Annotated in this window: 20 protein-coding genes; 8 read left to right on the top strand and 12 right to left on the bottom strand. The window is 66.2% G+C overall.

Translation table 11 applies throughout. The features are described from left to right. Positions 1-30: 30 nt before the first annotated feature. Positions 31-984, bottom strand: a complete 954-nt coding sequence (locus ACOIX3_RS00685; protein WP_420967939.1) for a LysR substrate-binding domain-containing protein — start codon at positions 982-984, stop codon at positions 31-33. 57 nt (positions 985-1041) lie between these two features. On the opposite strand from ACOIX3_RS00685, the gene ACOIX3_RS00690 reads away from it, so the two are divergent. Both ACOIX3_RS00690 and ACOIX3_RS00695 read left to right on the top strand, forming a co-directional pair. Further along, positions 1042-1968, top strand: a complete 927-nt coding sequence (locus ACOIX3_RS00690; RefSeq protein ID WP_420967940.1) for a hypothetical protein — start codon at positions 1042-1044, stop codon at positions 1966-1968. Beyond that, positions 1965-2978: a DUF2891 domain-containing protein gene (locus ACOIX3_RS00695; RefSeq protein WP_420967941.1), complete on the top strand. Its 1014-nt coding sequence runs from the start codon at positions 1965-1967 to the stop codon at positions 2976-2978. The genes ACOIX3_RS00690 and ACOIX3_RS00695 overlap by 4 nt, the downstream gene beginning before the upstream one ends. Positions 2979-2992: 14 nt before the next feature. On the opposite strand, the gene ACOIX3_RS00700 is transcribed toward ACOIX3_RS00695, so the two are convergent. The 8 genes from ACOIX3_RS00700 to ubiE all read right to left on the bottom strand — a co-directional run bounded on the left by ACOIX3_RS00700 (position 2993) and on the right by ubiE (position 12877). Continuing rightward, positions 2993-3715, bottom strand: coding sequence for a nucleotidyltransferase family protein (locus ACOIX3_RS00700; RefSeq protein ID WP_420967943.1), 723 nt, complete (start codon positions 3713-3715; stop codon positions 2993-2995). A gap of 124 nt (positions 3716-3839) precedes the next feature. Continuing rightward, positions 3840-4160: a PilZ domain-containing protein gene (locus tag ACOIX3_RS00705; RefSeq protein ID WP_092120760.1), complete on the bottom strand. Its 321-nt coding sequence runs from the start codon at positions 4158-4160 to the stop codon at positions 3840-3842. Between the two features lie 87 nt (positions 4161-4247). After that, entirely contained in the window at positions 4248-5771 is a 1524-nt protein-coding gene (gene tsaE / locus ACOIX3_RS00710) for a tRNA (adenosine(37)-N6)-threonylcarbamoyltransferase complex ATPase subunit type 1 TsaE (RefSeq protein WP_420967944.1), read from the bottom strand. Further along, complete coding sequence (locus ACOIX3_RS00715; protein WP_420967945.1) at positions 5768-8278, bottom strand: ATP-binding protein; 2511 nt, start codon at positions 8276-8278, stop codon at positions 5768-5770. Before ACOIX3_RS00715 ends, tsaE begins: the two co-directional genes overlap by 4 nt. 322 nt (positions 8279-8600) lie before the next feature. Then, a complete protein-coding gene (gene dut / locus ACOIX3_RS00720) occupies positions 8601-9059 on the bottom strand; it encodes a dUTP diphosphatase (protein ID WP_420967946.1) in 459 nt (152 codons plus the stop codon). Further along, positions 9056-10480, bottom strand: coding sequence for a bifunctional phosphopantothenoylcysteine decarboxylase/phosphopantothenate--cysteine ligase CoaBC (gene coaBC / locus ACOIX3_RS00725; protein WP_420967947.1), 1425 nt, complete (start codon positions 10478-10480; stop codon positions 9056-9058). The genes dut and coaBC overlap by 4 nt, the downstream gene beginning before the upstream one ends. Positions 10481-10544: 64 nt before the next feature. Then, positions 10545-12119 carry a 2-polyprenylphenol 6-hydroxylase gene (ubiB, locus tag ACOIX3_RS00730; RefSeq protein WP_420967948.1) on the bottom strand — a complete coding sequence of 525 codons (1575 nt, stop codon included), beginning with the start codon at positions 12117-12119 and terminating at the stop codon, positions 10545-10547. Continuing rightward, positions 12116-12877 (bottom strand): bifunctional demethylmenaquinone methyltransferase/2-methoxy-6-polyprenyl-1,4-benzoquinol methylase UbiE, encoded by a 762-nt coding sequence (ubiE, locus tag ACOIX3_RS00735; protein WP_420967949.1) that lies wholly within the window; start codon positions 12875-12877, stop codon positions 12116-12118. The genes ubiB and ubiE overlap by 4 nt, the downstream gene beginning before the upstream one ends. Positions 12878-13017: 140 nt before the next feature. Between ubiE and mutM the strand changes: the two genes are divergently transcribed. The 3 genes from mutM (at position 13018) to ggt (ending at position 16252) form a co-directional block, all read left to right on the top strand. Then, on the top strand, positions 13018-13899 hold the full coding sequence (mutM, locus tag ACOIX3_RS00740) for a bifunctional DNA-formamidopyrimidine glycosylase/DNA-(apurinic or apyrimidinic site) lyase (protein WP_420967950.1): 882 nt from the start codon (positions 13018-13020) through the stop codon (positions 13897-13899). A 1-nt stretch (position 13900) separates the two neighbouring features. After that, a complete protein-coding gene (locus ACOIX3_RS00745) occupies positions 13901-14464 on the top strand; it encodes a GNAT family N-acetyltransferase (RefSeq protein ID WP_420967951.1) in 564 nt (187 codons plus the stop codon). Positions 14465-14572: 108 nt separating this feature from the next. Next, complete coding sequence (gene ggt, locus ACOIX3_RS00750) at positions 14573-16252, top strand: gamma-glutamyltransferase (RefSeq protein WP_420971942.1); 1680 nt, start codon at positions 14573-14575, stop codon at positions 16250-16252. A gap of 145 nt (positions 16253-16397) precedes the next feature. Here the strand turns inward: ggt and ACOIX3_RS00755 are convergent, their stop codons facing one another. After that, a complete protein-coding gene (locus ACOIX3_RS00755) occupies positions 16398-17771 on the bottom strand; it encodes a serine protease (protein ID WP_420967952.1) in 1374 nt (457 codons plus the stop codon). A 110-nt stretch (positions 17772-17881) separates the two neighbouring features. Between ACOIX3_RS00755 and ACOIX3_RS00760 the strand changes: the two genes are divergently transcribed. Continuing rightward, positions 17882-18682: a HesA/MoeB/ThiF family protein gene (locus ACOIX3_RS00760; RefSeq protein ID WP_420967953.1), complete on the top strand. Its 801-nt coding sequence runs from the start codon at positions 17882-17884 to the stop codon at positions 18680-18682. Positions 18683-18788: 106 nt separating this feature from the next. Here the strand turns inward: ACOIX3_RS00760 and ACOIX3_RS00765 are convergent, their stop codons facing one another. Next, positions 18789-19796, bottom strand: a complete 1008-nt coding sequence (locus ACOIX3_RS00765) for an aldo/keto reductase (protein WP_420967954.1) — start codon at positions 19794-19796, stop codon at positions 18789-18791. 121 nt (positions 19797-19917) lie between these two features. Here ACOIX3_RS00765 and ACOIX3_RS00770 point away from each other — a divergent pair, with 121 nt between their 5' ends. Further along, positions 19918-20838, top strand: a complete 921-nt coding sequence (locus ACOIX3_RS00770; protein WP_420971943.1) for a LysR family transcriptional regulator — start codon at positions 19918-19920, stop codon at positions 20836-20838. A 304-nt stretch (positions 20839-21142) separates the two neighbouring features. Here ACOIX3_RS00770 and ACOIX3_RS00775 read toward each other — a convergent pair whose 3' ends face one another. Beyond that, positions 21143-22147, bottom strand: coding sequence for a 2-hydroxyacid dehydrogenase (locus ACOIX3_RS00775; RefSeq protein ID WP_420967955.1), 1005 nt, complete (start codon positions 22145-22147; stop codon positions 21143-21145). 334 nt (positions 22148-22481) lie between these two features. Between ACOIX3_RS00775 and ACOIX3_RS00780 the strand changes: the two genes are divergently transcribed. Then, complete coding sequence (locus tag ACOIX3_RS00780) at positions 22482-23006, top strand: SH3 domain-containing protein (protein ID WP_420971944.1); 525 nt, start codon at positions 22482-22484, stop codon at positions 23004-23006. Positions 23007-23141: the final 135 nt, after the last annotated feature.

The following is a 23141-nucleotide window of genomic DNA, read 5'->3' on the forward strand; positions in this document are numbered from 1 at the left end:
CCACCCCTGCGGGTCATCCATCACCGCTGATTATCGCAGCCGGGCGGCGCAGCGATCGACGGCATCCAGGAACCAGCGCAGCGCCGGATCCTCAGCCGCGCGGACGGTATGGATCAGGTCGATTGCGAAGGCAGGAATGTCGATCGGCGGCGTCACGACGGCGATTTCGGCGAGATGCGTGAAGCGGCGGGCGACGCGCTCGGCCATCGTGGCGATGAGATCGGTGCCGGCCACGGCAAAGGGAACGGCCACCACATGCGCCAGCGTCACGGCCACCCGTCGCTTCAGCCGATGGCGCGCCAGCAGCGCGTCGATCACGCTCGGCAGCCCGTCGCCGCCGGCCGCGGAGAACAGCGCATGCGGCAGGGTCGCATAATCCTCCAGGCCGAGCGCTTCCGATCGGCTCGCGCGCGCGGCATCGCGGATGCAAACGAAACGTTCCTCGAACAGCCGATGCCGGACGCAGCGTGGCGAGTTCGGTAGATGGCCGCCGATCAGCGCATCGAGTTCGGCGCGCTCGAGCTTTGCCAGGGCCGCCGTCGCATCGGTGAGCGGACGCACGGCAAGGTCGATACCCGGCGCCTCCATGCGCAACAAGCGGCTCAATTCCGGCACCAGAACGAGGTCGCCGTAGTCGGTCGCCGCGATGGTGAAGCGCCTTCGCGCGGTGGCCGGATCGAAACCCCGATCGGGCGCTAGCGCACCCCTTATGTGCCGCAACGCCTCACCGATCGGCCCGGCTAGTGCCAGTGCCTTTTCGGTCGGCTGCATGCCCGCGCCGGCGCGCAGGAACAGTTCGTCCGCAAACAGCGCGCGCAGCCTCCGTAGAGCGCTGCTCATCGACGGCTGGGCGAGGCCAATGCGCTCGGCCGCACGGGTGACGTGGCGCTCCTCCATCAGCGCCTCGAAGGCGACCAGCAGGTTGAGATCGACGGCGGATAAATTCATCACAGCAATAATGCTTATAAGAACAATCGATTTCAACAATGATCTGCATGCGCCTACGGTCGCGCCGGACACGACCACGAGGCGGAAAGAAACTTGGGACGATCATTCGCGAAGCTGATGCCGCGCGGGCCGACCTTGCTGGTCATCGGCGTGCTGGCCGGGCTGGCTTTCCCTGCTTTGGCGGCCGGCGTGCGCCCGCTGATGGCGGCGGCGATCTTCGTTCTCGTCCTCGGGACTTTTCTCCAGGTCGACGGCGCGGCGTTCCGGCGTGCGCTGGGGCGTCCGCTGGTCTCGCTGCTGTTACCGGCGCTGGCGATGCTGGCCTGTCCGCTCGCGGTCGGCTTCGCAGCGCGCGGCGCCGGATTTCGCACCGAACTGATCGTTGCGCTGGTGCTGTCGGTGTGCGCGCCGCCATCGACCGGCACGGCGGCAGTCGCGCGCATGCTCGGCTTCGACGCGACCATTCCGCTCGCCGTGACGCTGCTGTCGATGGTGCTGGCGCCGGTCACGGTTCCGCTGATCGCGGCGGGATTTGCCGGTCTCGCGCTCGATCCGCTGGCGCTCGCCGCGCGGCTGGCGCTGCTGGTTATCGGTGCCGGCGCGCTGGCGCTCTTGCTGCGCCGTCAGGCCGCTGCACAATTGGTGCGGAATTCGCGCATCATCGACGCGCTTGTGCTCGCCTCGTTGCTCGTGTTCGCGATTTCCACCATGGCGGGGGTGCGTGCACAGATCGCAGCGCAGCCGGCCACCGCGCTGACTTTGGTGGGCCTTGCCTTCGCCTGCAATCTCGCGCTGCAAGCGCTCGGCGCGCTACTCACGCCGGGTCCGCTGGCCGAGCGATTGACCACGGGCCTCATTCTGAGCAACCGCAACGTCGGACTGGTCTGGTCGGCGATGGGCGCGGCGGTGTCGCCGATGACGGCGCTGTTCTTCGCGGCCACGCAGTTTCCGATCTATATGATGCCGCGCCTGATCGAGCTGCTGGTTCGGCGCGAGCGCAAGGAGAAAGCCCCGTCATGAGCGAGACGATCCTGACCGAAGACCTCGCCGGCCGTTTTGCCCGTATCGCGCTCGGCCATGTCACGCGCGAATATCCGAACAAGCCGGATCACGTGTTGGCAGGTCCACAGGATGCACGCACGCCGCGCGAGCTGCATCCGGTGTTCTTCGGCAGCTACGACTGGCACTCCTGCGTCCACAGCTACTGGATGCTAGCCCGGCTGCTGCGCCGCTATCCGGCGTCCGAAGTAGCGGGCGATATCCGCACGCTATTTGACGCACAGTTCGTTGCCGAGAAGATCGCGGCCGAATGTGCCTATCTCGCAGCCCCGACGGCGCGCGGCTTCAAGCGGCCTTACGGTTGGGGTTGGCTGTTGAAGCTTGCCGCCGAGCTCGCGCTGCTCGACGAGACGCGCTGGCGCGAGCAAATTGCGCCGCTTGCCGCCATCTTCGCACAGCGCTTTCGCGAATTTCTGCCGCTCGCCACCTATCCGGTGCGGGTCGGGACGCATTTCAACACCGCGTTCGGGCTGCGCATGGCCGCCGACTACGCCGCAGTGACGCAGGACGACGCGTTTGACGCGCTGTTACGTGAGACGGCGCTGCGCTGGTACGGCGCCGATCAGGATTGCCCCGCCTGGGGTGAGCCGAGCGGCGATGATTTCCAGTCGTCGGCGCTGATCGAAGCCGAATGCATGCGCCGGCTGCTGCCGCCCGGCGACTTCCTGCCCTGGTTCGACTGCTTCCTGCCGCGGCTCGCGCAACGCGAACCCGCAACCCTGTTCCGGTCGGCCACGGTCACCGATCGGTCGGATGGCAAGCTTGCGCATCTCGACGGGCTCAATCTCAGCCGGGCATGGTGCTGGCGCGCGCTGGCCGGCGCGTTGCCGGAGGGCGACGCGCGCCGCCCGATCCTGCTGGATGCTGCGCGGGGCCATCTCGACGCCGGCCTGCCGCATATCGCCAGCGACTATATGGGCGAGCACTGGCTCGCGAGCTTTGCAGTGCTCGCGATCGACGCCGAAGGCTGACGGCGGCGAGCGGCTTACGCGACGCTTTCCAGGAAGGCTTCTTCCGCGGCCAGGATCGCGTCGGGGGTCCCGACATGCATCCAGACGCCGTCGAGGCGCAGGCCGAACAGCCGCTCCTGCTCGTTGGCGCGGTCGAACATCTTGGTCAGCGAGAATTCGCCGGCAGGCGCGTCGGCGAACAGCGCAGGCGACATGATCGCGGCGCCGGCATAGACGAACGGCACCACCTGGTTCTCCCGCCGCTTGCGCAGCGCGCCGTCCGGCAACATCGAATAGTCGCCGCGGCCGCTATAGCCGATGCTCGAGGCGGTCGGCGCCATCAGCAGCAGAATATCCATCCGCTCGGGATCGAAGGTCTCCGCCAGCCGCGCCAGATTGGAGCGCACGCCGTCGATCCACATCGTGTCGGCATTGAGATGGAAGAACGGCGCATCGCCGAGCAGCGGCAGCGCCTTCACCACCGCGCCGCCGGTGCCGAGCACCTGGTCGCGCTCGTCTGAGATGATCACGTGCGGGCGGGTGCGGGTCTTGACGTGCTCGATGATCTGGTCGGGCAGGTAGTGTACGTTCACGACCGCTTCGCTGACGCCGGCGCCGGCGAGCTTGTCGAGCACATGGTCGAGCAGCGGCTGGCCGGCGACGCTCACCAGCGGCTTCGGCATCGTGTCGGTCAGGGGGCGCATGCGCACGCCGAGGCCCGCAGCGAGCACCATAGCCTTGTGGGGAGTGACGGGCATTTTCCTGATATTCTCGGTCATCATCTCTCGGCGCCGATCATATCACGGCGATTCGGCAAGCGCATCGATCAGACGCCATAGTCACAGGACATGACGGCCGTAAGACGGCAATAGCGACGACAGCCTAGACGTCGGCAGCCTGCGCGCCGCGTCTGGCAGTTTTCTTCTTCTTGTCGCCTTGTTTAAGGAAGTTGACGCCGATCTGGTCGCCATTGACCCACGCCAGCTCGCAGCGGCGATAGGCCAATCCTGTGGACGACAGCAGCAGAAAAAACTCCTTCAGGTTCAAGCCCTCGACCGAGCCGTCGACGGAGAGCTTGGCGCCCGTCTCCGACACGTCTTCCATGGTGCAGTCGCGCCGCCAGGTGCCGTCAATGCCCATCATGTGCGCGGCTATGCCGCGCTCAAACGTGACACGATCGCCCTTGCGTCGTTCCGTCCCCATCGTGTGGTCCTGCTCCCCATCGGGCCGCGCCATGAATGAAATGCGGCCCCCGCAACCTTAGGAGACGCAAGGCTAACAACCCGTAAACTACGGTACTGGGGGAGGGACGTTGGCTGTGTACCAGATGCGGAAGGTGGCCAATGCCGGATGGGCCAGCGACCGTTCGAGGTAGGTCCAGATCCGCGGCTGGTGCTTCAGATATTGCGGCTTGCCGTCGCGGCGGTTGAGCCGCGCAAAGGTGCCGAGCAGGCGGGTGTTGCGCTGCGCCGACATGATTGCATAGAGCTCGGCGAAGCCCGCCGGATCGAAGCTCTCGTCGGTCGCGCGCCGCGCCTTGATGTAGCGGGTCAAGAGCGACAGCTCGAGCTGCTCGGGCACGTCGATCCGCGCATCCTGCAGCAGCGACACCACGTCATAGGCCGCAGGGCCGAGCAGCGCGTCCTGGAAGTCGATGATTCCGACGCGCAGGATGCCGGTGCGCTCGGCAAGCCAGATGATGTTGGGCGAATGGAAGTCGCGGATCACCCAGGTCTGCGGCGCCGCGGCAGGCTTCTGCAGCAGGCCGCGCCACATCCCGAGGAAGTCGCTGCGGAGATCCTCGCTTGGCTGCACGCCGCGGTCGGGCAAGTACCATTCCAGCATCAGCCCGATCTCGATCAGCCAGGCGTCGATATCGAACACGGGGATATCGTAGCTCTCGTCTGATGTCAGCGGCAGCTGCTCCGGCAGCGCCTCTCGATGCAGCGCCGCCAGCATGTCGACGGCGGCCTCGTAGCGCTCGGCGATCGGCTGCGGCGGATCGCCCTCGATCACGCCTTCGGCGCCGAGATCCTCGGTGATCAGGAAGCCGGATTCGAGATCGATGTGGCGGATCGCGGGTGCGGAGAAGCCGTGCTTGCGCAGGCCGTTTCCGATGGCGACGAACGGCCGGACATCTTCGGCGAGATGCACCGCTGCACTGTAGGACCTGCCGTTGTAGATCGCCGGGCCGTCGGGGCGGCGCGGCGAGTTCATCAGGATGACGCTGCCGTCGTCGTTGCGCAGCCGCGCATAGGATCGCGTCGAGGCATCGCCCGGCATGCGCTCGCGCCGGGCGTTGAGGAAGCCGCCGCGCTCGAGGAACTGGCGCAGCTCGTTGAGCCGCGCGACCTTCGCTGCGCCTTTGCCGTGGCCGGTGATCTCGGCCGCGCGGGCGGCCGAACCGAGCGCCGGGCGGTGGCTGAACGCGATGTCGATGCGGTCAGTGGGCATGGCGTCCGGCGCGCGTTCCGGCCACTCGATCAGCGCCACGATGTCGTCGGGCAGCGGCGACAGCCCGATCTCCTCGAGCTCGCTGGCATCGTTGATGCGGTAGAGGTCGGCATGAACCAGCGGAAACGACGGCAGGTCATAAGTCTGTGCCAGCGTGAAGGTCGGGCTCGGCACTTCCAGCGTATCGTCGGTGGCGAGGTAGCGGATCAGCGCCCGGGCGGCCGCGGTCTTGCCGGCGCCGAGGTCACCCGACAGCGTGATGACGTCGCCGGCGCCGATCAGGAGCGCGAGGTCGGCCATCAGCTCGGCCGTCGCGGTCTCATTCGCGAGCGCCACCGAGAATGTCGAGGTCGCCGTCATTCCGCGGCGTTGCGATGTGCGGTCTGGTCGATCGGGAAGTCGCAGGTCACGGTCGTGCCGCGGCCTACGGTCGAATCGACGCGCACCCGTCCGCCATGCAGTTCGACAAAGGAGCGGACCAGCGACAGGCCGAGCCCGGCGCCGCGATGCCGCGAGCCGTGCGAATGGCTCTCGAACCAGTTGAACACCTTGTCGCGCATCTCGGCCGGAATGCCGGGACCGGCGTCGGTCACCGAAAACACCACGCTGTGCTCGGTGCGGTGCGCGCTGATCGCGACGGTGGCGTCATGCGGCGAGAAGCCGACCGCATTGGCGAGCAGATTGTACAGCACCTGCACCACGCGCCGCTCGTCGCCGACGAAGGCGCCGATGTTGGGCTCGATATCCACCTTGAGCGTGATGCGGTCGGTCGCGAGACGGTCCTGGATGCCCTCGGCGGCAGCCTCGATCGCCTGGCCGATATTGACCGGGCCGAGCTCGAGCTTCATCGCGCCGGCGTCGATGGTGGCGAGATCGAGAATGTTGTTGGTCAGCGCCAGCAGCGCGTTGGTCGATTTGGTGACGTAGTCGAGATATTCGGCCTGCTTCGGCGTCAGCGGTCCGGTCGAGGGATCGCTGAGGAAATGCGCGAAGCCGATGATCGTGGTGAGCGGCGCGCGCAGCTCGTAGGAGACGTGGTGGACGAAATCCACCTTCATCTGGTCGGCGGCTTCCAGCGCCTCGTTGCGCTCGCGCAGCGCCCGCTCGACATTCTCGGTGTCGGTGATGTCCTGGAACGCCAGCAGGGTCTTGCCGTCGGGCAGCGGGATGGTCATGCAATTCAGCACGCTGCCGTCCTTGCGCTCGAGCTTGAGCGCGACCTGGGCGCGGTTCTCGATCGCGGTGATCTGCTCGCGCAGCGTCCGCCAGGTCAGCGCGTCGTCGAACAGCGGCCGGCACAGCGCTTCCACCGCCTCGATATGCGGCTCGCCCTGCAGCGCGTCGGCCGGCAGCTTCCACATCTTGGCGAACGGCGGGTTGAACAGCTCGGCGCGGCCGTTGCTGCCGAACACGGCGACCGCTTCGCCGAGATTGTCGAGGGTCTCGCGCTGCACCCGGGTCAGGCGGTCGTAGCGGCGCGCGAGGTCGAGGCTCTCGGTGACGTTGTCGAACAGATAGGTGACGCCGCCCTCGAGATTCGGCGTGGTGACGACGCTGATGGCGCGGCCGTCGGGCAGGAACCAGGTGTAGGTCTCGGATTCGACCGCGCGGTAGGCCTCGTGCAGCTTGGCCTTCCAGGCGCGGAAGTCCGGCTGCTCGGGCAGCTTGCGGTTGGCGCGCAGCCGGTCCAGCACGCTGGAATCGTCGGGATTGTTGTCGAGGAAAGCCTGGTCGAGGCCCCACAGCCGCCGGTAGGACTCGTTGTAGAAGGTGAGCCGCCGGTCGGCATCGAACACCGCGACGCCCGAGGATAGCTGATCGAGGGTGCGCCGGTGCGCATCGACCATCCGCGCGATCGCCGCGCGCAGCGCCGCGGCTTCGCTGGCGTCGATCGCAATACCGGCGCTGCCGCCGCTTAGCTTTAGCGCCTGCACGTCGTAGATCCGCCGCTCGCCGCTGACCACGATCGGCAGCCGTGCGATGTAATTGGCATTGTCGTTCAGCGCGCGGGTCAGTTCGGTGCGCTGGTCGCTTTCGAGCAGTTCGAGATTGCGCTGCAGCGCGTCCGACACGCTCTTGCCCTCGGTGGCGCGGACATAGGCCGCGTTGGCGTAGCGCAGATTGCCCTCGAGGCTCTTGGCCCAGATCGGCCATGGCACGGCGGCAGCGAAATCGCGCAGCAGCTCGGTCTCCTCCTGCAGCGTCTTGTAGCGCAGGTTGGATTCGGCGAGCTCGCGGCGCAGGCCGCCGAGTTCGCGGATCCGCACGATGGCCTGGCCGCCGATCGCGCGGCCCATCGCCTCGATGGCGCGGCCGGCCGAGGTCGAGAGGTTGAGTAGGAATGCCTCGCCCTTCTCGCGCAGCGCGTCGACCGCGTGGTCCATCTGCAGCGCCGGCTCGGGCGGCAGCCAGGTTCCGAACGCAAGGATGCGTTGCGGCGCGCTTTCCTGCGACATCACCAGCGAGACGTCGCCCGAGATCTGCGGCCGGTTGTCGCCCGCGGCCCAGGAGATCAGGACCTGCGGTTCGACGAACAGCAGCGCGCGCAGCCGGTCCGATTGCGCCTGCAGGTCCGTGATCTCGGAGTGCAGCTGCTCCTCATTCCGGGTGGCGCGCAGGCGGGTGCGCATCAAAAGGATTGCAGCGACGGCGGAAAAGCCTACCAGCGCGAACGACGTCGCGAGAACCGCGATCTCCTGATGATTGAAGCCGAAATGATCCGACATCGCCTGGACCACCAGGCTCTCGGCGGCGAAGGAGGTGCGGGCCGGCAGCAATGCGGTGATGGCGAGCCCAAGCATGCCGTCGCGCGCCAGTGAGGTGCATGACAGCAGGGTTCGACGCATTGCCGCGACTACGCCCGACATATGTTGCCCCAGAACGCACAAACCTTAAGGCATGATCCGGAAAAGACCGGTATTCCCCCACGGCAAACGTATAACGTTTGTCCGGGGATCATGCCCAAGCAGGACCCAACAGCGCGACGAAGACCCCCCGTCGCGCTCGAATCAATCCAGAATAGTCCCAACCGGACTCGGCGAGTAAGAGTCCAGACCGTGAACGCAGAATCCGCTGTGAAAAAATGCGGCGGCTGATGTGGATTTTATGCGAATTGACTCCGTATTCGCGCGGAGCGCGCGCCCGAAGCGTGATCTTGCGGAGACGGCCGCACACTTCTCCGGTCGCGTTCTAGCGTCCGGTCGAGCCGAAGCCGCCGCTGCCGCGATCGGTCGGCGACAGCACGTCGACCGGAACCAGCTCGGCCCTTGTGACCGGCGCGATCACCATCTGCGCGATGCGCTCGCCGCGCCGGATCGAGAACGCCTCCTGGCCGTGATTGATCAGGAGCACATTGATCTCGCCGCGATAGTCGGCGTCGATCGTGCCGGGCGAGTTCAGCACCGTGACGCCGTATTTGGCGGCGAGGCCGGAACGCGGCCGCACCTGCGCCTCGTAGCCCGGCGGCAGCGCGATCGTCAGCCCGGTCGGAACCATCTCGTAGCGGCCCGGCAGCAGCAGCAGCGGCGCCGACCGCGGCACCGCGGCCAGCAGATCGAGCCCCGCTGCGTCGGCGGTCTGGTAGATCGGCAGCAGAAGATCTGCGCCATGCGGCAATTGGTGGATTTCGACCTTGATGGTGGCGCTCACGATGCGGTTCCTACGGCTCTTGCGATGCGCGACACCAGCGCGCTCGCGACTTCTTCCTTGGTCATCACAGGCCAGGAGTCGACGGTGACATCCTTGCCCTCGCGCGAGAGCAGGTGAACGGTGTTGCGATCGCCGCCCATCACGCCGGTCGCCGGCGAGACGTCGTTGGCGACGATCCAGTCGCAGCCCTTGCGCGCGAACTTCGCCTTGGCGTTCTCGATCAGGTGCTCGGTCTCGGCGGCAAAGCCGATCACCAGCGGCGGCCGCTTGTCCTTCAGCTTGGAGATCGTCGCAAGGATGTCGGGGTTCTCGACCAGTTGCAGCGGCGGCATCCCGGCCGAGGTCTTTTTCAGTTTCTGGCTGCCTTCAGTGGCAACCCGCCAGTCGGCCACCGCGGCGGCAAAGATCGCGACGTCGACCGGCAGCGCCGCCTCGACCCGGTGCAGCATGTCGCGCGCGGATTCCACGCGCATGACGGAGATGCCCTGGGGATCGCCGAGCTCGACCGGGCCGGTCACCAGCACGACCTCGGCGCCGGCGGCGCGCGCGGCGGCGGCAATGGCGAAGCCCTGCTTGCCGGAGGAGCGGTTGGCGATGTAGCGGACCGGATCGATCGCCTCATGGGTCGGGCCGGCGGTGATCAGCACGCGCTTGCCGGCCAGCGGGCGCGGCTGCGGCGGCCGCAGCATGCGGTCGGCGGCGGCGGCGATCTCGGTCGGCTCGGCCATCCGCCCGACGCCGGCTTCGCCGGCTTCCGCCATCTCGCCTGCATTCGGACCGACGGTGTGGACGCCGTCACGGCGGAGCTGCAACACGTTGCGACGGGTCGCCGCGTTGTTCCACATCAAGGGATTCATCGCCGGCGCCAGCAGGATCGGCCGGTTGGCCGCAAGCAGCGTGGCGGTGGCGAGATCGTCGGCATGGCCCTGCGCCATCTTGGCCATCAGGTCGGCGGTCGCCGGCGCCACCACGATCAGGTCGCAGTCCCGCGCCAGGCGGATATGGCCGGCGTCGAACTCGCTCTCGGCGTCGAACAGGTCAGTGTGGACGCGCTCATGCGACAGCGCGCTGGCCGCCAGCGGGGTTACGAACTGCTGGGCCGCCTTGGTCAGCACGCAGCGGACCTGGATGTGCCGCTCCTTGAGCCGCCGGATCAAATCCAGCGCCTTGTAGGCCGCGATCCCGCCGCCGATGATCAGGGTCACCTTGGGCTCGCCGGCCGCGCTGGCGACCCGTGGTGCAGGGGCTGCAACCGTCAGGGAACCTGGGCTGGGCGTCTCTGCGGGCTCCGCTCCCCCGTCTGCGAGGTCCCGGAGGATCACCCGGATCTCCTCCTCGACCGAGCGCCCGTTTTTGGCGGAGCGAAGCCGCAGATAGGCCTTCAGCGTGTCGTCGAGTTTGCGGATGGTCAGGCTGGCCATGGCGTGCCCCCAGCATCATGCTCAAATATGATAGCGATGCTATCACATGGTGCATGCATTGCAATCAGTGAGCCCGAATGGCGAAAAAGATTGCGATCAGGGCGGCGGCAATGACCCAGAGGCCGACGGTCTGCACCCGCGCCTTGCGGGCCTCGGCGCGGGCCATTTCGTCGATCGAGTCGGACGACAGCATGTGGCCCTCCCGCGTCATGGTCTCCAACTGCTCGAGTACGGTCACGGCGCGGCTGGCGATCGACGGAAGGTTGGCGATGACGCGGCCGAGCTCGCCCACACCCGAAATTGCACCCTGGATGCGTCCGGCCGGGCCGAGATTGTGCGTGATCCATTCGCGCACCACCGGATCGGCGATCTTCCAGATGTCGAGCTTGGGATCGAAGCCGCGCGCCACGCCCTCGACCACCACCATGGTCTTCTGCAGCAGGATCAGTTCGGGCCGCGTCTGCATGTCGAACAGGCCGGTGACCTCGAGCAGAAGCGTCAACAGCTTCGCCATCGAGATTTCCTCGGCGGTGCGGTTGTGGATCGGCTCGCCGATGGCGCGGATCGCCTGCGCGAAATTCTCCACCGAATGATGGCTCGGCACATAGCCGGCCTCGAAATGCACCTCGGCGACGCGGCGATAGTCGCGGGTGATGAAGCCGAGCAGGATCTCGGCGAGGAAGCGCCGCTCCTTCAGCCCGAGCCGCCCCATGATGCCGAAATCCACGGCAACGAGGCGGCCGGCCTCGTCGAGGAACAGGTTGCCCGGATGCATGTCGGCATGGAAGAAGCCGTCGCGCAGCGCGTGACGCAGGAAGCTCTGGATCACCTTGCGGCCGAGATCGGGCAGGTCGACCTGGGCCTCCGCAAGGCGGGCGTGATCGTTCAGCGCGATGCCGTCGATCCACTCCATCGTCAGCACGCTGTGCGCGGTGCGATCCCAATCCACCGCCGGCACGCGGAAGTCCGGATCGTCGCGGGTGTTCTCGGCCATCTCGGACAGCGCGGCTGCCTCGAGCCGCAGGTCCATCTCCATCGCGACCGAGCGCGACATCGTGTTGATGACCTCAATCAGCCGCAAGCGCCGCGCCTCGGCGGAATGCGTCTCGGCCTTGTGCGCGACAAAGAAGAAGTCGCCGAGGTCGCGGCGGAAGCGCGCCGCGACGTTGGGCCGGAGCACCTTGACCGCAACCTGATGCCGCACGCCGTCGCGCTCGACCTCGGCGCGGTGCACCTGCGCGATCGAGGCTGCGGCGACCGCCGGACCCAGATGCACAAAGGCCTGCGACAGCGGCCGCTCCAGCGATTGCGTGAGGACGGCTTCTGCCTCCTCCTGCGCGAATGGCGGTAGCCGGTCCTGCAGGGCTTCGAGATCGCGCGCCATCGCCACGCCGACCACGTCGGGCCGGGTGGCGAGGAATTGCCCGAGCTTGAGATAGGCGGGCCCGAGCCGGGTCAACGCGCGCGACAGCCGCGGACCGGACTTGGCGGAGCGGCGCTCGATCAGCCGCGCCAGCTTCAGCGCAAGCTGCCCGGGCGGCGGCACCAGCGCGGGATCGACGACGCCGAACACGCCCTCGCGCGCAAACACGAAACCGGCGCGGGCAAGGCGCGAGATGTGGGTCAGTGCAGAGATCACAAACGCCAGCCCGAATGCAGCGCCACGATGCCGCCGGAGAGGCTCTGCCACTTCACGCGCGCAAAGCCGGCGGCGCCGATCATGTCGGCGAACGCGCTCGGCCGCGGGAATTTGCGGATCGACTCGACGAGATATTGATAGGACTCGGCGTCGCCGGTGACGGCACGGCCGAGCGGCGGGATCACCTTGAAGGAGAACAGGTCGTAGATCCGGTCGAGGCCCGGCACATCGACGGTGGAGAATTCCAGGCACAGGAAGCGGCTGCCGGGCTTGAGCACCCGGTAGGCTTCGCGCAGCGCAAGCTCGATCTGCGGCACGTTGCGGATACCGAACGCGATGGTGTAGGCGTCGAACGCGCGGTCGGCGAAACCCAACGCCTCGGCATTGCCCTCGACGAACGACACGCGTTCATCGAGGTGCTGCTTGGCGGCGCGCTCGCGGCCGACGGCGAGCATGTCGGTATTGATGTCGCAGACCGTGGCATGAAAGCCGGTGCCCGCGGTCTTGGCTGCCCGGAACGAGATGTCGCCGGTGCCGCCGGCGACGTCGAGCAGCGCGAACGGCCGCTCGCCCTTCGGCGGGTCGAGCGTCGTGATCATGACGTCCTTCCAGGCCCGGTGCAGGCCTACCGACATCAGATCGTTCATCAGGTCGTAGCGCGACGCCACGCTGTGAAACACCTCGTTCACCAGCGTCTGCTTCTCGCCCAGGGGCACGTCCCTGAAGCCGAAATGGGTGGTTTGATCCAGCCGATCCATCACTCAGAACTCTTACCCTGTTTGGTCGCGTTTTCTTCACGCGAACCGGTGCCCGCTTCGCTCCAAAACGCTCCAGCCGGACCATAGCGCGGCGGCCGCAATGGCGCTATCACGTCACTTCCAAAAGGTGAATGCCTACCATGCCGGAATTACCCGAAGTCGAGACCGTCCGCCGCGGCCTGCAACCGGCCATGGAAGGGTCCAAAATCCTCAAGGCCGAGGCCCGCCGCAAGGATTTGCGGTTTCCGTTTCAAAAAGACTTTATCGCCCGCCTCGAAGGCCAGACCATCACCGGGCTCGGCCGCCGTGCCAAATATCTGATGGCGGACCTGAACTCCGGCGACGTGCTGCTGATGCATCTGGGCATGTCGGGCTCGTTCCGCGTGCTGAAGCAGGAGGGCGCGGCGGCGCCGGGGAAGTTTCATTATCCGCGCAGCGAGGATCGCGCCCACGATCATGTCGTGTTCCACATGTCGTCCGGCGCGGCCGTCGTGTTCAACGATCCGCGGCGCTTCGGCTACATGAAGATCATCGCCCGCAACGCGATCGAGGATGAACCGTTGTTGAAGGGGCTCGGCCCCGAGCCGCTCGGCAACGAATTCGGCGCGGCGATGCTGGCGCGTTCCTGCCACAACAAGAAGACCAGCCTGAAGGCCGCGTTGCTCGATCAGCGCGTGGTGGCGGGACTTGGCAATATCTATGTCTGCGAGGCGCTGTTTCGCTCGCATTTGTCGCCGCGGCGATTGGCCGCGACGCTTGCAACCAAGAAGGCCGAGCCTACCGACCATGCCAAACGTCTGGTCGATGCGATCCATTCGGTGCTCAACCAGGCGATCAAGGCCGGCGGCTCCTCGATCAGCGATCATCGGCTGACCAACGGCGATCTCGGCTATTTCCAGCATTCCTTCCAGGTCTATGACCGCGAAGGCGAGACCTGCCGCACGTCAGGCTGCGGCGGCATCGTCAGGCGCTTCACCCAGAACGGCCGCTCCACGTTCTGGTGCCCGAAGTGCCAGAAGTAACATGTTCGAGACGCCACGCATCGAGACGCAACGCCTGATCCTGCGGCCGCTTGCGCCGTCGGATGCCGCTTCTATCCAGCGTCATTTCAACAATTGGAACGTGATCAAAAATCTCGCAACGGTGGTGCCGTGGCCGTATCCCGACGACGGCGCGGAAAGTTTCATCAAGCGCGAGCTGGATAAGATCGCGGCCGGCGAGGAAAGCTATCAATGGGTGCTGGTGTTGCGCACCGGCGATGGCGAGGCGATCGGCAACATCAATTTCCGTCCGCGCGCCGACGGCCGCAAGGGCAATCGCGGGTTCTGGCTGGCCGAGCCGTACTGGAATCGTGGCCTCATGACCGAGGCGATCGCCGCGGTGAATGATTTCGCCTTCCTGACGCTCGGCCTCGATCACTTCCATGTCTGCAACGCGCCGTCCAACGTCGCCTCGCGCCGGGTCAAGCAGAAGACCGGAGCCGAATTCGTCGGTTTCGTCGAACTTCCGCACCACAATGGCGAGTCCCGAGCCGAGAAGTGGAAGGTCACGCGCGAAACCTGGCTGCGCGATCGCGCGGCGACGTGACCCCGGTTTTGAATGCCGCCGTGGGGAAATCCGCGGCGGCTTGACCGCGGATGCGAGGCCGCAGAACATGGCGCCCATCGCTCCATCAACAACGAGAACACAATGGCGATGAACGGCAATTGGCGCGATCGCGCCGCGACAAGCTTTCAGTGCGAGAAGCAGCCGGCCACCAGCAGCCGCGGCATGGTGGTGAGCAATCATCCGCTGGCATCGAGCGCCGGCGCCGAGATGCTGGCTGCCGGCGGCAATGCGATCGATGCAGCGATCGCGACCCTGTTCACGCTGACCGTGGTCGAGCCGATGATGGTCGGCATCATCGGCGGCGGCATGGCGCATATCCGCCTCGCCGACGGCAGCCATCGCTTCATCGACGGTCAGAGCACGGTGCCGAAAGCGGTGCGGCCGGATACCTACACCTCGAAGCCCGGTTCGGCGCATGACGTGTTCGACACCGTCGGCAACGAGAATTTGAACGGACCGAAGGCGGTCGCGGTGCCGGGCTCGCTGAAGGCCTGGTGCGAAACCCTGCGCCGCTTCGGCACCATGAGCCTCGCCGACGTGATGCAGCCCGCGATCAAGCACGCCGCGCGCGGCTATGCGGCAACGCCTTACTTGCACGAATGCATCACCGACGGCGCCGAGGAGATGCTGAAGGACAAGCCGATCGCGGCGATCTACCTGCCTGGCGGCACGCCACTGAAGCCGGGCGAGCGGGTGGTGCAGGCCGAATATGCCGAGACGTTGAAATACATCGCGGATCATGGCGACAACGCGCTCTATCAGGGACCGCTCGGCGACATCCTGGTCGACTACATGAAGAGGAACGGCGGCTTCATCGCGCAGGAGGATCTCGCGGCCTACAAGACCGTCGAGCGGCAGCCGATCCGCTGCGACTACCGCGGCTGGGAAATCCTCGGGCCCCCGCCGCCGGCAGCGTCAGGCGTGCATATCACAGAGATGCTCAACATCCTCGAAGGCTATGAGATCACGCGCCTCGGCTTCGGCACGACCGAGACGATCCATTATCTCGCCGAGGTGCTGAAGATTGCCTTTGCCGATCGCGCGGCCGCGAGCGGCGATCCCGCCTATATCAACGTCCCGGTGGAACGGCTGACCTCGAAGGCCTATGCCGACGAGCGCCGCCGCGCGATCGATCCCGACCGCGCACAGGCCTGGAGCGCCGGCGTCACGCAGCTCGAAAGCGCGCACACCACGCACATGACGGCTGCGGATGCGATGGGCAATGTGGTCGCGACCACGCAGACCATCAACAACCTGTTCGGGGCCAAGATCCTGATCCCGGGCCTCGGCACCGTGCCGAACAATTACATGAACCTGTTCGATCCGCGGCCAGGGCATGCGCTCTCGCTCGCCGCGGGTAAGCGCGTCACCACCTCGATGTCGCCGATCATGGCGCTGCGCGACGGCAAATTGCGTTACGCGCTCGGCCTGCCCGGCGGAAAGCGCATCTTCCCGAGCGCGATGCAGGCGCTGATCAACCTGATCGATCACGGCATGGAGCTGCAGGAGGCGGTCGAGGCGCCGCGGGTCTGGACCGAGGGCAATGCGCTGGAGGTCGAGCAGGCGATCCCGGAGAGCATCCGTGCCGCGCTGTCGGCGAAGGGCCACAAGGTACAGGTCGTGCCGACGGTCGCCGGCGGCATGAACGCGATCCAGTTCCACGCTGACGGCACGATGTCGGGCGCCGCCTGCTGGCGTGCCGACGGCACGCCGGTCGGCATCGCCGGCGGTCTCGCCCGTGCAGGGGTGCGGTTTGCGCTGAGGTGAGGGAGTCTCGCGCCCCGGACGCAGCGCAGCGCGAAGTGGTGCGCTGCTGAGCCGGGGCCTAACTTTGGACGCGCAGTTTGCGAGAATGGGCCCCGGCTCTGCGGAGCAGCGTTGCACGCTGCACCGCGTCCGGGACACGTAAGGGCTACTTCCTGACGCAGATCACGCGGACCACGGCGGCCTTGGCGTCGGCCGATTCGCCTGACGCGTTGACGCCGTGCGCCTTCAGGAAGCTCCGCACCGTGTCGGCCGGCACCAGCGCGGCCTGTGCCGGCGGTGCCGCGTTTGCGGGCCCGGCAACGATCACAGGCTTCAGCACCGCGATGCCGGCAAATTTGCCGCCGGCGTCGAGCGCTGCCGCGCCGGAGAACCCGATCGCAGGCGGCGGTGACAGCGCCTGGTCGCCGCCGCCGAGTTGCGCCACCGAGGCCTTGACGCTGCTCGCGGCCGCGCCGCCGCCCTGGCTCTGCGGATCGGCGATGCCGGTGATCTCGAGCGCGGTCTGCGTCGCCTGGCCTGCGACGTTGAGCGGCTTCAGCCCGGGCGCGCCATAGATCCGCAGCAATGCGAGATCGTGCTCCTTGTCCGCGGCGACCCGATCGGCATTGCCGTAGCCCGGGATCGTCAGCGCGATACAGTCGTCGGTCGCGATGCGATCGGTGATGACAGCGCCATCGTCGCTGACCACGACGCCGGTGGCATATTCGACGGTCTTGCGCGGCGGCGGGCCGGCCTGCACGCCGGATGGAAATGCGTTGAAGGCGCTCGACATCGCGATCACCACCGGCTCGACGGTGGTCTGCATCGCCTGGTCATAGAGAATGGTGAGGATGCGGACCTCGTCACCCCTTAAGGTGCCGCGCAGATAGAATTTCTTCAGCCCCTGCATGCCCGACAGCACGAAGAAATCCGGCTTCACCACGGTGTAGTCGATGGTGCGGCCGGCCGGCTCCTTCTTTTCCTGCTCGGCAAGCTTCGCGGTGGTCGGGCTCGCTTCCTTGCGCCGGGCGAGCTGCACCTGGACGGTGCCGGTCGGTGAGGTCCATTTGGCGCCGGACGCATCGCTGGTCAGTTGCGGCACCAGCTTGGTGGGAATGCCGAGCCGCGCCCCGGTGGCAGGCTCGGTGACGACCCTCCAGCCGACGCTCTCCTGCTTCCGCCGCGCAGTGTCGGCGAGCACGCCGCGCTCCTGCGGATTCAGCACGCCGGTCGGCTTGCCGCCGCGGTTCTTCTGGAATTCCTTGATCGCATTGACCATGCGCTCGCTGACATCGCCTGTGATCGCGCCGTTATATTCGCCGACCCAGGCGAGGTCGGATTGCAGCGCCAGCCGCTCGGCCTGCGCCATCGCATTGGCGGTATCTTCCGGCTTCTGCAGCGCGGGGCGGACCGGCACCGTCGTCACCGTCTTCGGTTTGGCCCCGGCCGTCGTCGGCGGCGTCAACTGGGCGTTTGCGGCGCCCATGCCTGCGACCATCACGGCCGCGACCATCAATGTTGCCGAAAGCACTAATCTCATGACAAATCCGGGGAAATGACTGAAACCATTGACGTCCACGCAATTAAGCACATCTGCTTGGTCGGCAACAACCGCGCTCCGGTTCAGGGAACAGCGCGCAGGACATCAAGATGCTGAGTGCCGACGAACTCGAACGCTATGCCCGCCACATCGTGCTGCGCGAGGTGGGCGGCCCCGGTCAGAATGCGCTGAAAAAGGCGTCGGTGCTGGTGATCGGCGCCGGCGGTCTCGGCGCACCGGTGCTGATGTATCTGGCCGCCGCCGGCGTCGGCCGGCTCGGCGTGATCGACGACGATATCGTCTCGCTCTCCAATCTGCAGCGCCAGATCATCCATACGACGTCCGACATCGGCAAGCGCAAGGTCGACAGCGCGGCGGCGCAGATCCATGCGCTCAATCCGCATGTGACGTTCGAGGCGCATCCGATGCGGCTCACCGCCGACAATGCGATGGCGCTGATCGGCAATTACGATCTCGTGCTCGACGGCTCCGATAATTTCGAAACCCGATACCTCGTCGCCGATGCCTGCTTCCTCGCGAAACGGCCGCTGATCACCGCGGCGCTAGGCCAGTTCGACGGTTCGCTGACCACGATCCGCGCGCATGAGAAGAATGCGGACGGCGTGTTCAACCCGACCTATCGCTGCCTGTTCCCGGAAGCGCCGCCGCCGGGCACGGTGCCGGCCTGCGCCGAGGCCGGCGTGATGGGCGCGCTCGCCGGCCTCATGGGGTCGATGATGGCGCTGGAGGCGATCCGCGAGATCGTCGGCTTCGGCGAGGGCCTGGTCGGCCGTCTGTTGATGGTGGATGCGCGCGCGATGCGGTTCGAAACCCTGCGCTACGCGCGCGATCCGCAGAACCCGCTCAATGGTGATGCGCCAGGGATCACCGATCTGAGCGGGCATCGGTAGTTCGTTACAGCATGATCCGGAAAAAGTGCGAAGCGGTTTTCCGAAAAGATCATGCTCAAACAACAAGCTAAAGCGCGATGACGATTCAACCCAATCTCATCGCGCTTTAGGACGCGGTCGCGGGCTTCTCGCTGTCCATGTGCCGGAGGTGCTCCTCCGGATAGCGTCCGCCGGCGGCTGCGCCGGGCGGAAATGCTTCGGCGAGTGCGGCGAGATGCGCCGCGGTCAATTTTACATCGAGCGCACCGAGTGCCTCGGCCAGCCGCTCGCGCCGCCGCGCGCCGACCAGCGGCACGATGTCCTTGCCTTGCGCCGCGACCCAGGCAATCGCGACCTGCGCCGGGGAGGCACCGATCTCGGCGGCGATGCTGCGCAGCCGATCGGCGAGCGCGAGGTTGGTGTCGATGTTGCCGGCCTGAAAGCGCGGGCTCATCAGGCGGAAATCTTTTTCGCCGGCCTGGTTCTTCGACCAGTGTCCGCTGATCAGCCCGCGTGCCAGCACGCCATAGGCAGTGATACCGATGCCGAGCTCGCGGCAGGTCTTCAGGATGTCGGTCTCGATGCCGCGCGAGATGAGCGAATATTCGATCTGCAGATCGGCGATCGGATGCACCTTGTGGGCGCGGCGGATGGTGTCGGAGCCGACCTCCGACAGGCCGATATGCCTGATCCAGCCGGCCTTGATCATGTCGGCCATCGCGCCGACCGTATCCTCGATCGGCACATTGGGATCGAGCCGCGCCGGGCGATAGATGTCGATGTGATCGACGCCGAGCCGCTGCAGCGAATAGGCGACGAAGTTCTTCACGGCATTGGGCCGGCAGTCATAGCCGAGGAAGCTGTAGTTGCGATCGCGCAGCGCGCCGAACTTGACGCTGATCACGAGATTGTCGCGGCTGCGGCTCTTCAAGGCCTCGCCGATCAGCATCTCATTGTGGCCCATGCCGTAGAAGTCGCCGGTGTCGAGTAGCGTGATGCCCGCGTCGAGCGCGGCATGGATGGTGGCGATGCTCTCGCTGCGGTCGGTGGGACCGTAAAAGTCGGACATGCCCATGCAGCCGAGGCCGATCAGCGAAACCGTCGGGCCGGTGGAACCGAGTTTGCGTGTGTCCATGGTGGTGTTCCCAAAACATTGCGGCGGATGATCCGTCGCCAAATGACGCGGCTGATATGGGCCGATCGGGCTTTTGGGATAAGCTGGACAATCCCGAATGGGTTGTTCACTATATCGAACAATGCTGGATTTCGACCTTCGCGACCTCGATGCCTTCGTGGCGGTGGCGCGCACGCGCAACTTCCGGCGTGCCGCACTGGAGAGCCGCGTCTCGGTTTCGAGCCTCAGCCAGCGGCTGCGCGACATGGAGGAGCGGCTCGGCGTCCGCCTGATGAACCGCACCACCCGCAGCGTCGCGCTGACCGAAGCCGGCGAGCTGCTGCTCGCCCGCGTCGCACCGGCAATGGTCAACGTCGCCGACGCGATCACCGAGGTGCGCGGCCTGCGCGCCGAGCCGTCGGGGCGGCTTCGCATCAACGCGCCGCCACCCGCGGTCGATCTGGTGCTGGCGCCGATGGTCGCGCCGTTCCTCGCGAAATATCCGAAAGTAGATCTCGATATCGTCGCCGAAAGTGCGTTCGTGGACATCGTCGCGCAAGGCTTCGACGCCGGCGTGCGCTACGGCGAGCATCTGGCGCAGGACATGGTGGCGGTCCCGCTCGGCGCGCAACAGCGCTACGCGGTGGTGGCGTCGAGCGATCATGTCGCAAGGCACGGCCGGCCGATGCATCCGAAGGACCTGCTGAAGCACGCCTGCATCCGCACCCGCTTCGGCAGCGGTGCGATCTTCGATTGGGAGTTCGAGAAGAACGGTCGCGTCGTGAAGGTTTCGCCGCCGGCCAGGCTGATCGCGACCTATCTCGGCCTCGCGCTGCGCGCGGTCCATGACGGTGTCGGCTACTGGGCGACGTTCGAGGGTTATGTGCGTTATGGCGTGAAGTCCGGCGCGCTGGTCAGCGTGCTCGACGACTGGTGTCCGCCGTTTGACGGGCCGTTCTTGTACTACCCGAGCCGCCGCCAGCCGCCGCCGGCGCTCGCCGCGTTCGTGTCGTTCGTCGCCGACTGGCGCAAGCAGGCGCGGCGGAAGACGAAGTCGAGCTAGACCCACATCGTCGTCCCGGCCTTGAGCCGGGACGCATAACCACCGCTCTCACAATTACGAAAGCTGGAGCTCCAGCTCAGTCTGACCATTAACTTCGGTGGTTATGGGTCCCTGCGTTCGCAGGGACGACACCGAATGCGTGATTGCAGCATGCGCCGTCGGCGGCACCGGCTACTTTGCATGGGGTTGTTTTCGATATTTTGGCGGTGTCGTAGCCCGGATGAAGCGAAGCGTAATCCGGGGCGGTCTTGACGCGGCGATGCTGTCCCGGATTTCGCAGCGTTCCATCCGGGCTACGGAGATTCTACAACATGCTCGGCAGCACGCGATCCGGCGGCTTGTGGGCGTCGAGGAAGGTTCGGATGTTGATGATCACCTTCTCGCCCATTTCGACGCGGCCTTCGATGGTGGCCGAGCCCATATGCGGCAGCAGCGTCACCTTGCCGGCCCGGGCGAGCCGCACCAGCTTCGGGTTCACCGCGGGCTCGTGCTCATAGACGTCGAGGGCTGCGCCGCCGATATCGCCGGCTTCGATCAGCTTGATCAGCGTGTCCTCGTCGATCACCTCGCCGCGCGCGGTGTTGACGACATAGGCCTCTTTGCGGATCAGCTTGAGCCGCCGCGCCGAGAGCAGATGATAGGTCGCCGGCGTGTGCGGGCAGTTCACCGAGATGATGTCCATCCGCGCCAGCATCTGGTCGAGGCTTTCCCAATAGGTCGCCCCGAGCTCTTCGGCGATCATGGGCGCCACTGGGCGGCGGTTGTGATAGTGGATCTGTAGGCCGAAGGCGCGGGCACGGCGCGCCACGGCCTGGCCGATTCGGCCCATCCCGACGATGCCGAGCCTCTTGCCACCGATGCGATGGCCCAGCATCCAGGTCGGCGACCAGCCCGCCCAGTGCTGTTTGCCTTCGGTCAGGATCGAGGCGCCCTCGATCAGGCGCCGCGGCACGGCAAGGATCAGCGCCATGGTCATGTCGGCGGTGTCCTCGGTCAGCACCTTCGGGGTGTTGGTCACCGTGATGCCGCGAGCATGCGCGGCGGTGACGTCGATATTGTCGACGCCATTGCCGAAATTGGCGATCATCTTCAGCTTGCAGTCGGGCTGATTGATCACGTCCTCGCGGACCAAGTCGGTCACGGTCGGCACCAGCACGTCGGCGGTCCTCGCCGCCTCGGCGATCTGTTCCGGCGTCATCGGCGTGTCGTCGAGATTCAGTCTGGCATCGAACAGCTCGCGCATCCGGGTCTCGATCGAGTCCGGCAGCTTGCGGGTGACGACGACGAGAGGCTTTTTCTTCACCGACATGTCCTGCTTTCATGAGGCGCGCGGCCCGTCAAAAACCGAGCCGTTGAGGCCTCATTAACCCGGTTGTTCGACACTGCTGATAGCCGCGCTGTCCCGGCGTTTCCTTCGCGTTTCCTAGGGTTCCCCGATATTTGCCCCGGCTTTGGTCAGGGGAGATTCGGGTGTTCTGGCTCTCAGGCGTTCCGTCCTCTCTAGCAGAAGGCCGGGCCAAGACAAGAACCCCTCGGATCGATGCGGGCAGGGACGCGCAGGGGCCTTCGGGCACGGGTTTGAAGTTGGGTTTGGGTTGCAGCTCGCCGAATGCGGGTTGGGCATCTCGGCAGGAGACGAGTTGATGGTCTGGCGTTTCGGTTCATTGGTGGCTCTGGTCGGGAGCATGCTGAGCGCGTCGGTCTTGCCCGGACATTCCGCCAAGGATTTGAGCCCCACCACCAGCGGCCTGCCGATTCCGCGCTATGTCAGCCTGAAATCCGATCATGTGAACGTCCGGGCCGGTCCGACCAAGGACAATGACGTCGCCTGGGTCTATACGCGGTCGGGGCTGCCGGTCGAAATCACCGCCGAATTCGAGAACTGGCGCCGGGTGCGCGATTCCGAGGGCGCCGAAGGCTGGGTCTATCACTCCCTGCTGTCCGGCCGCCGCACCGCGGTCGTCACGATGAAGAACAAGGACGATCTGGCCTCGCTGTACGATCGTCCTGATGCCACCAGCGCCATCGCGGCCCGCCTGCAGGCCGGAGTCGTCGCGCAGGTCAAGAAATGCGCCAATAACTGGTGCCGGGTCACCGGCAACGGGTTCGACGGCTGGATCGAGCAGCAACGCCTGTGGGGCGTCTACGCCGACGAGAAGGTGGACTGACGCGCAGCGTCATTCCGGGGCGATGCGCAGCATCGAACCCGGAATCTCGAGATTCCCCGGTGCGCAATTGCGCACCTGCGGTCTGGTGCTAGCGCACTATCCCGGAATGACCGCGTCTGTAAAAACGATAATGGC

The sequence above is a fragment of the Bradyrhizobium sp. B120 genome, from assembly GCF_049075665.1.
Lineage (GTDB): Bacteria > Pseudomonadota > Alphaproteobacteria > Rhizobiales > Xanthobacteraceae > Bradyrhizobium.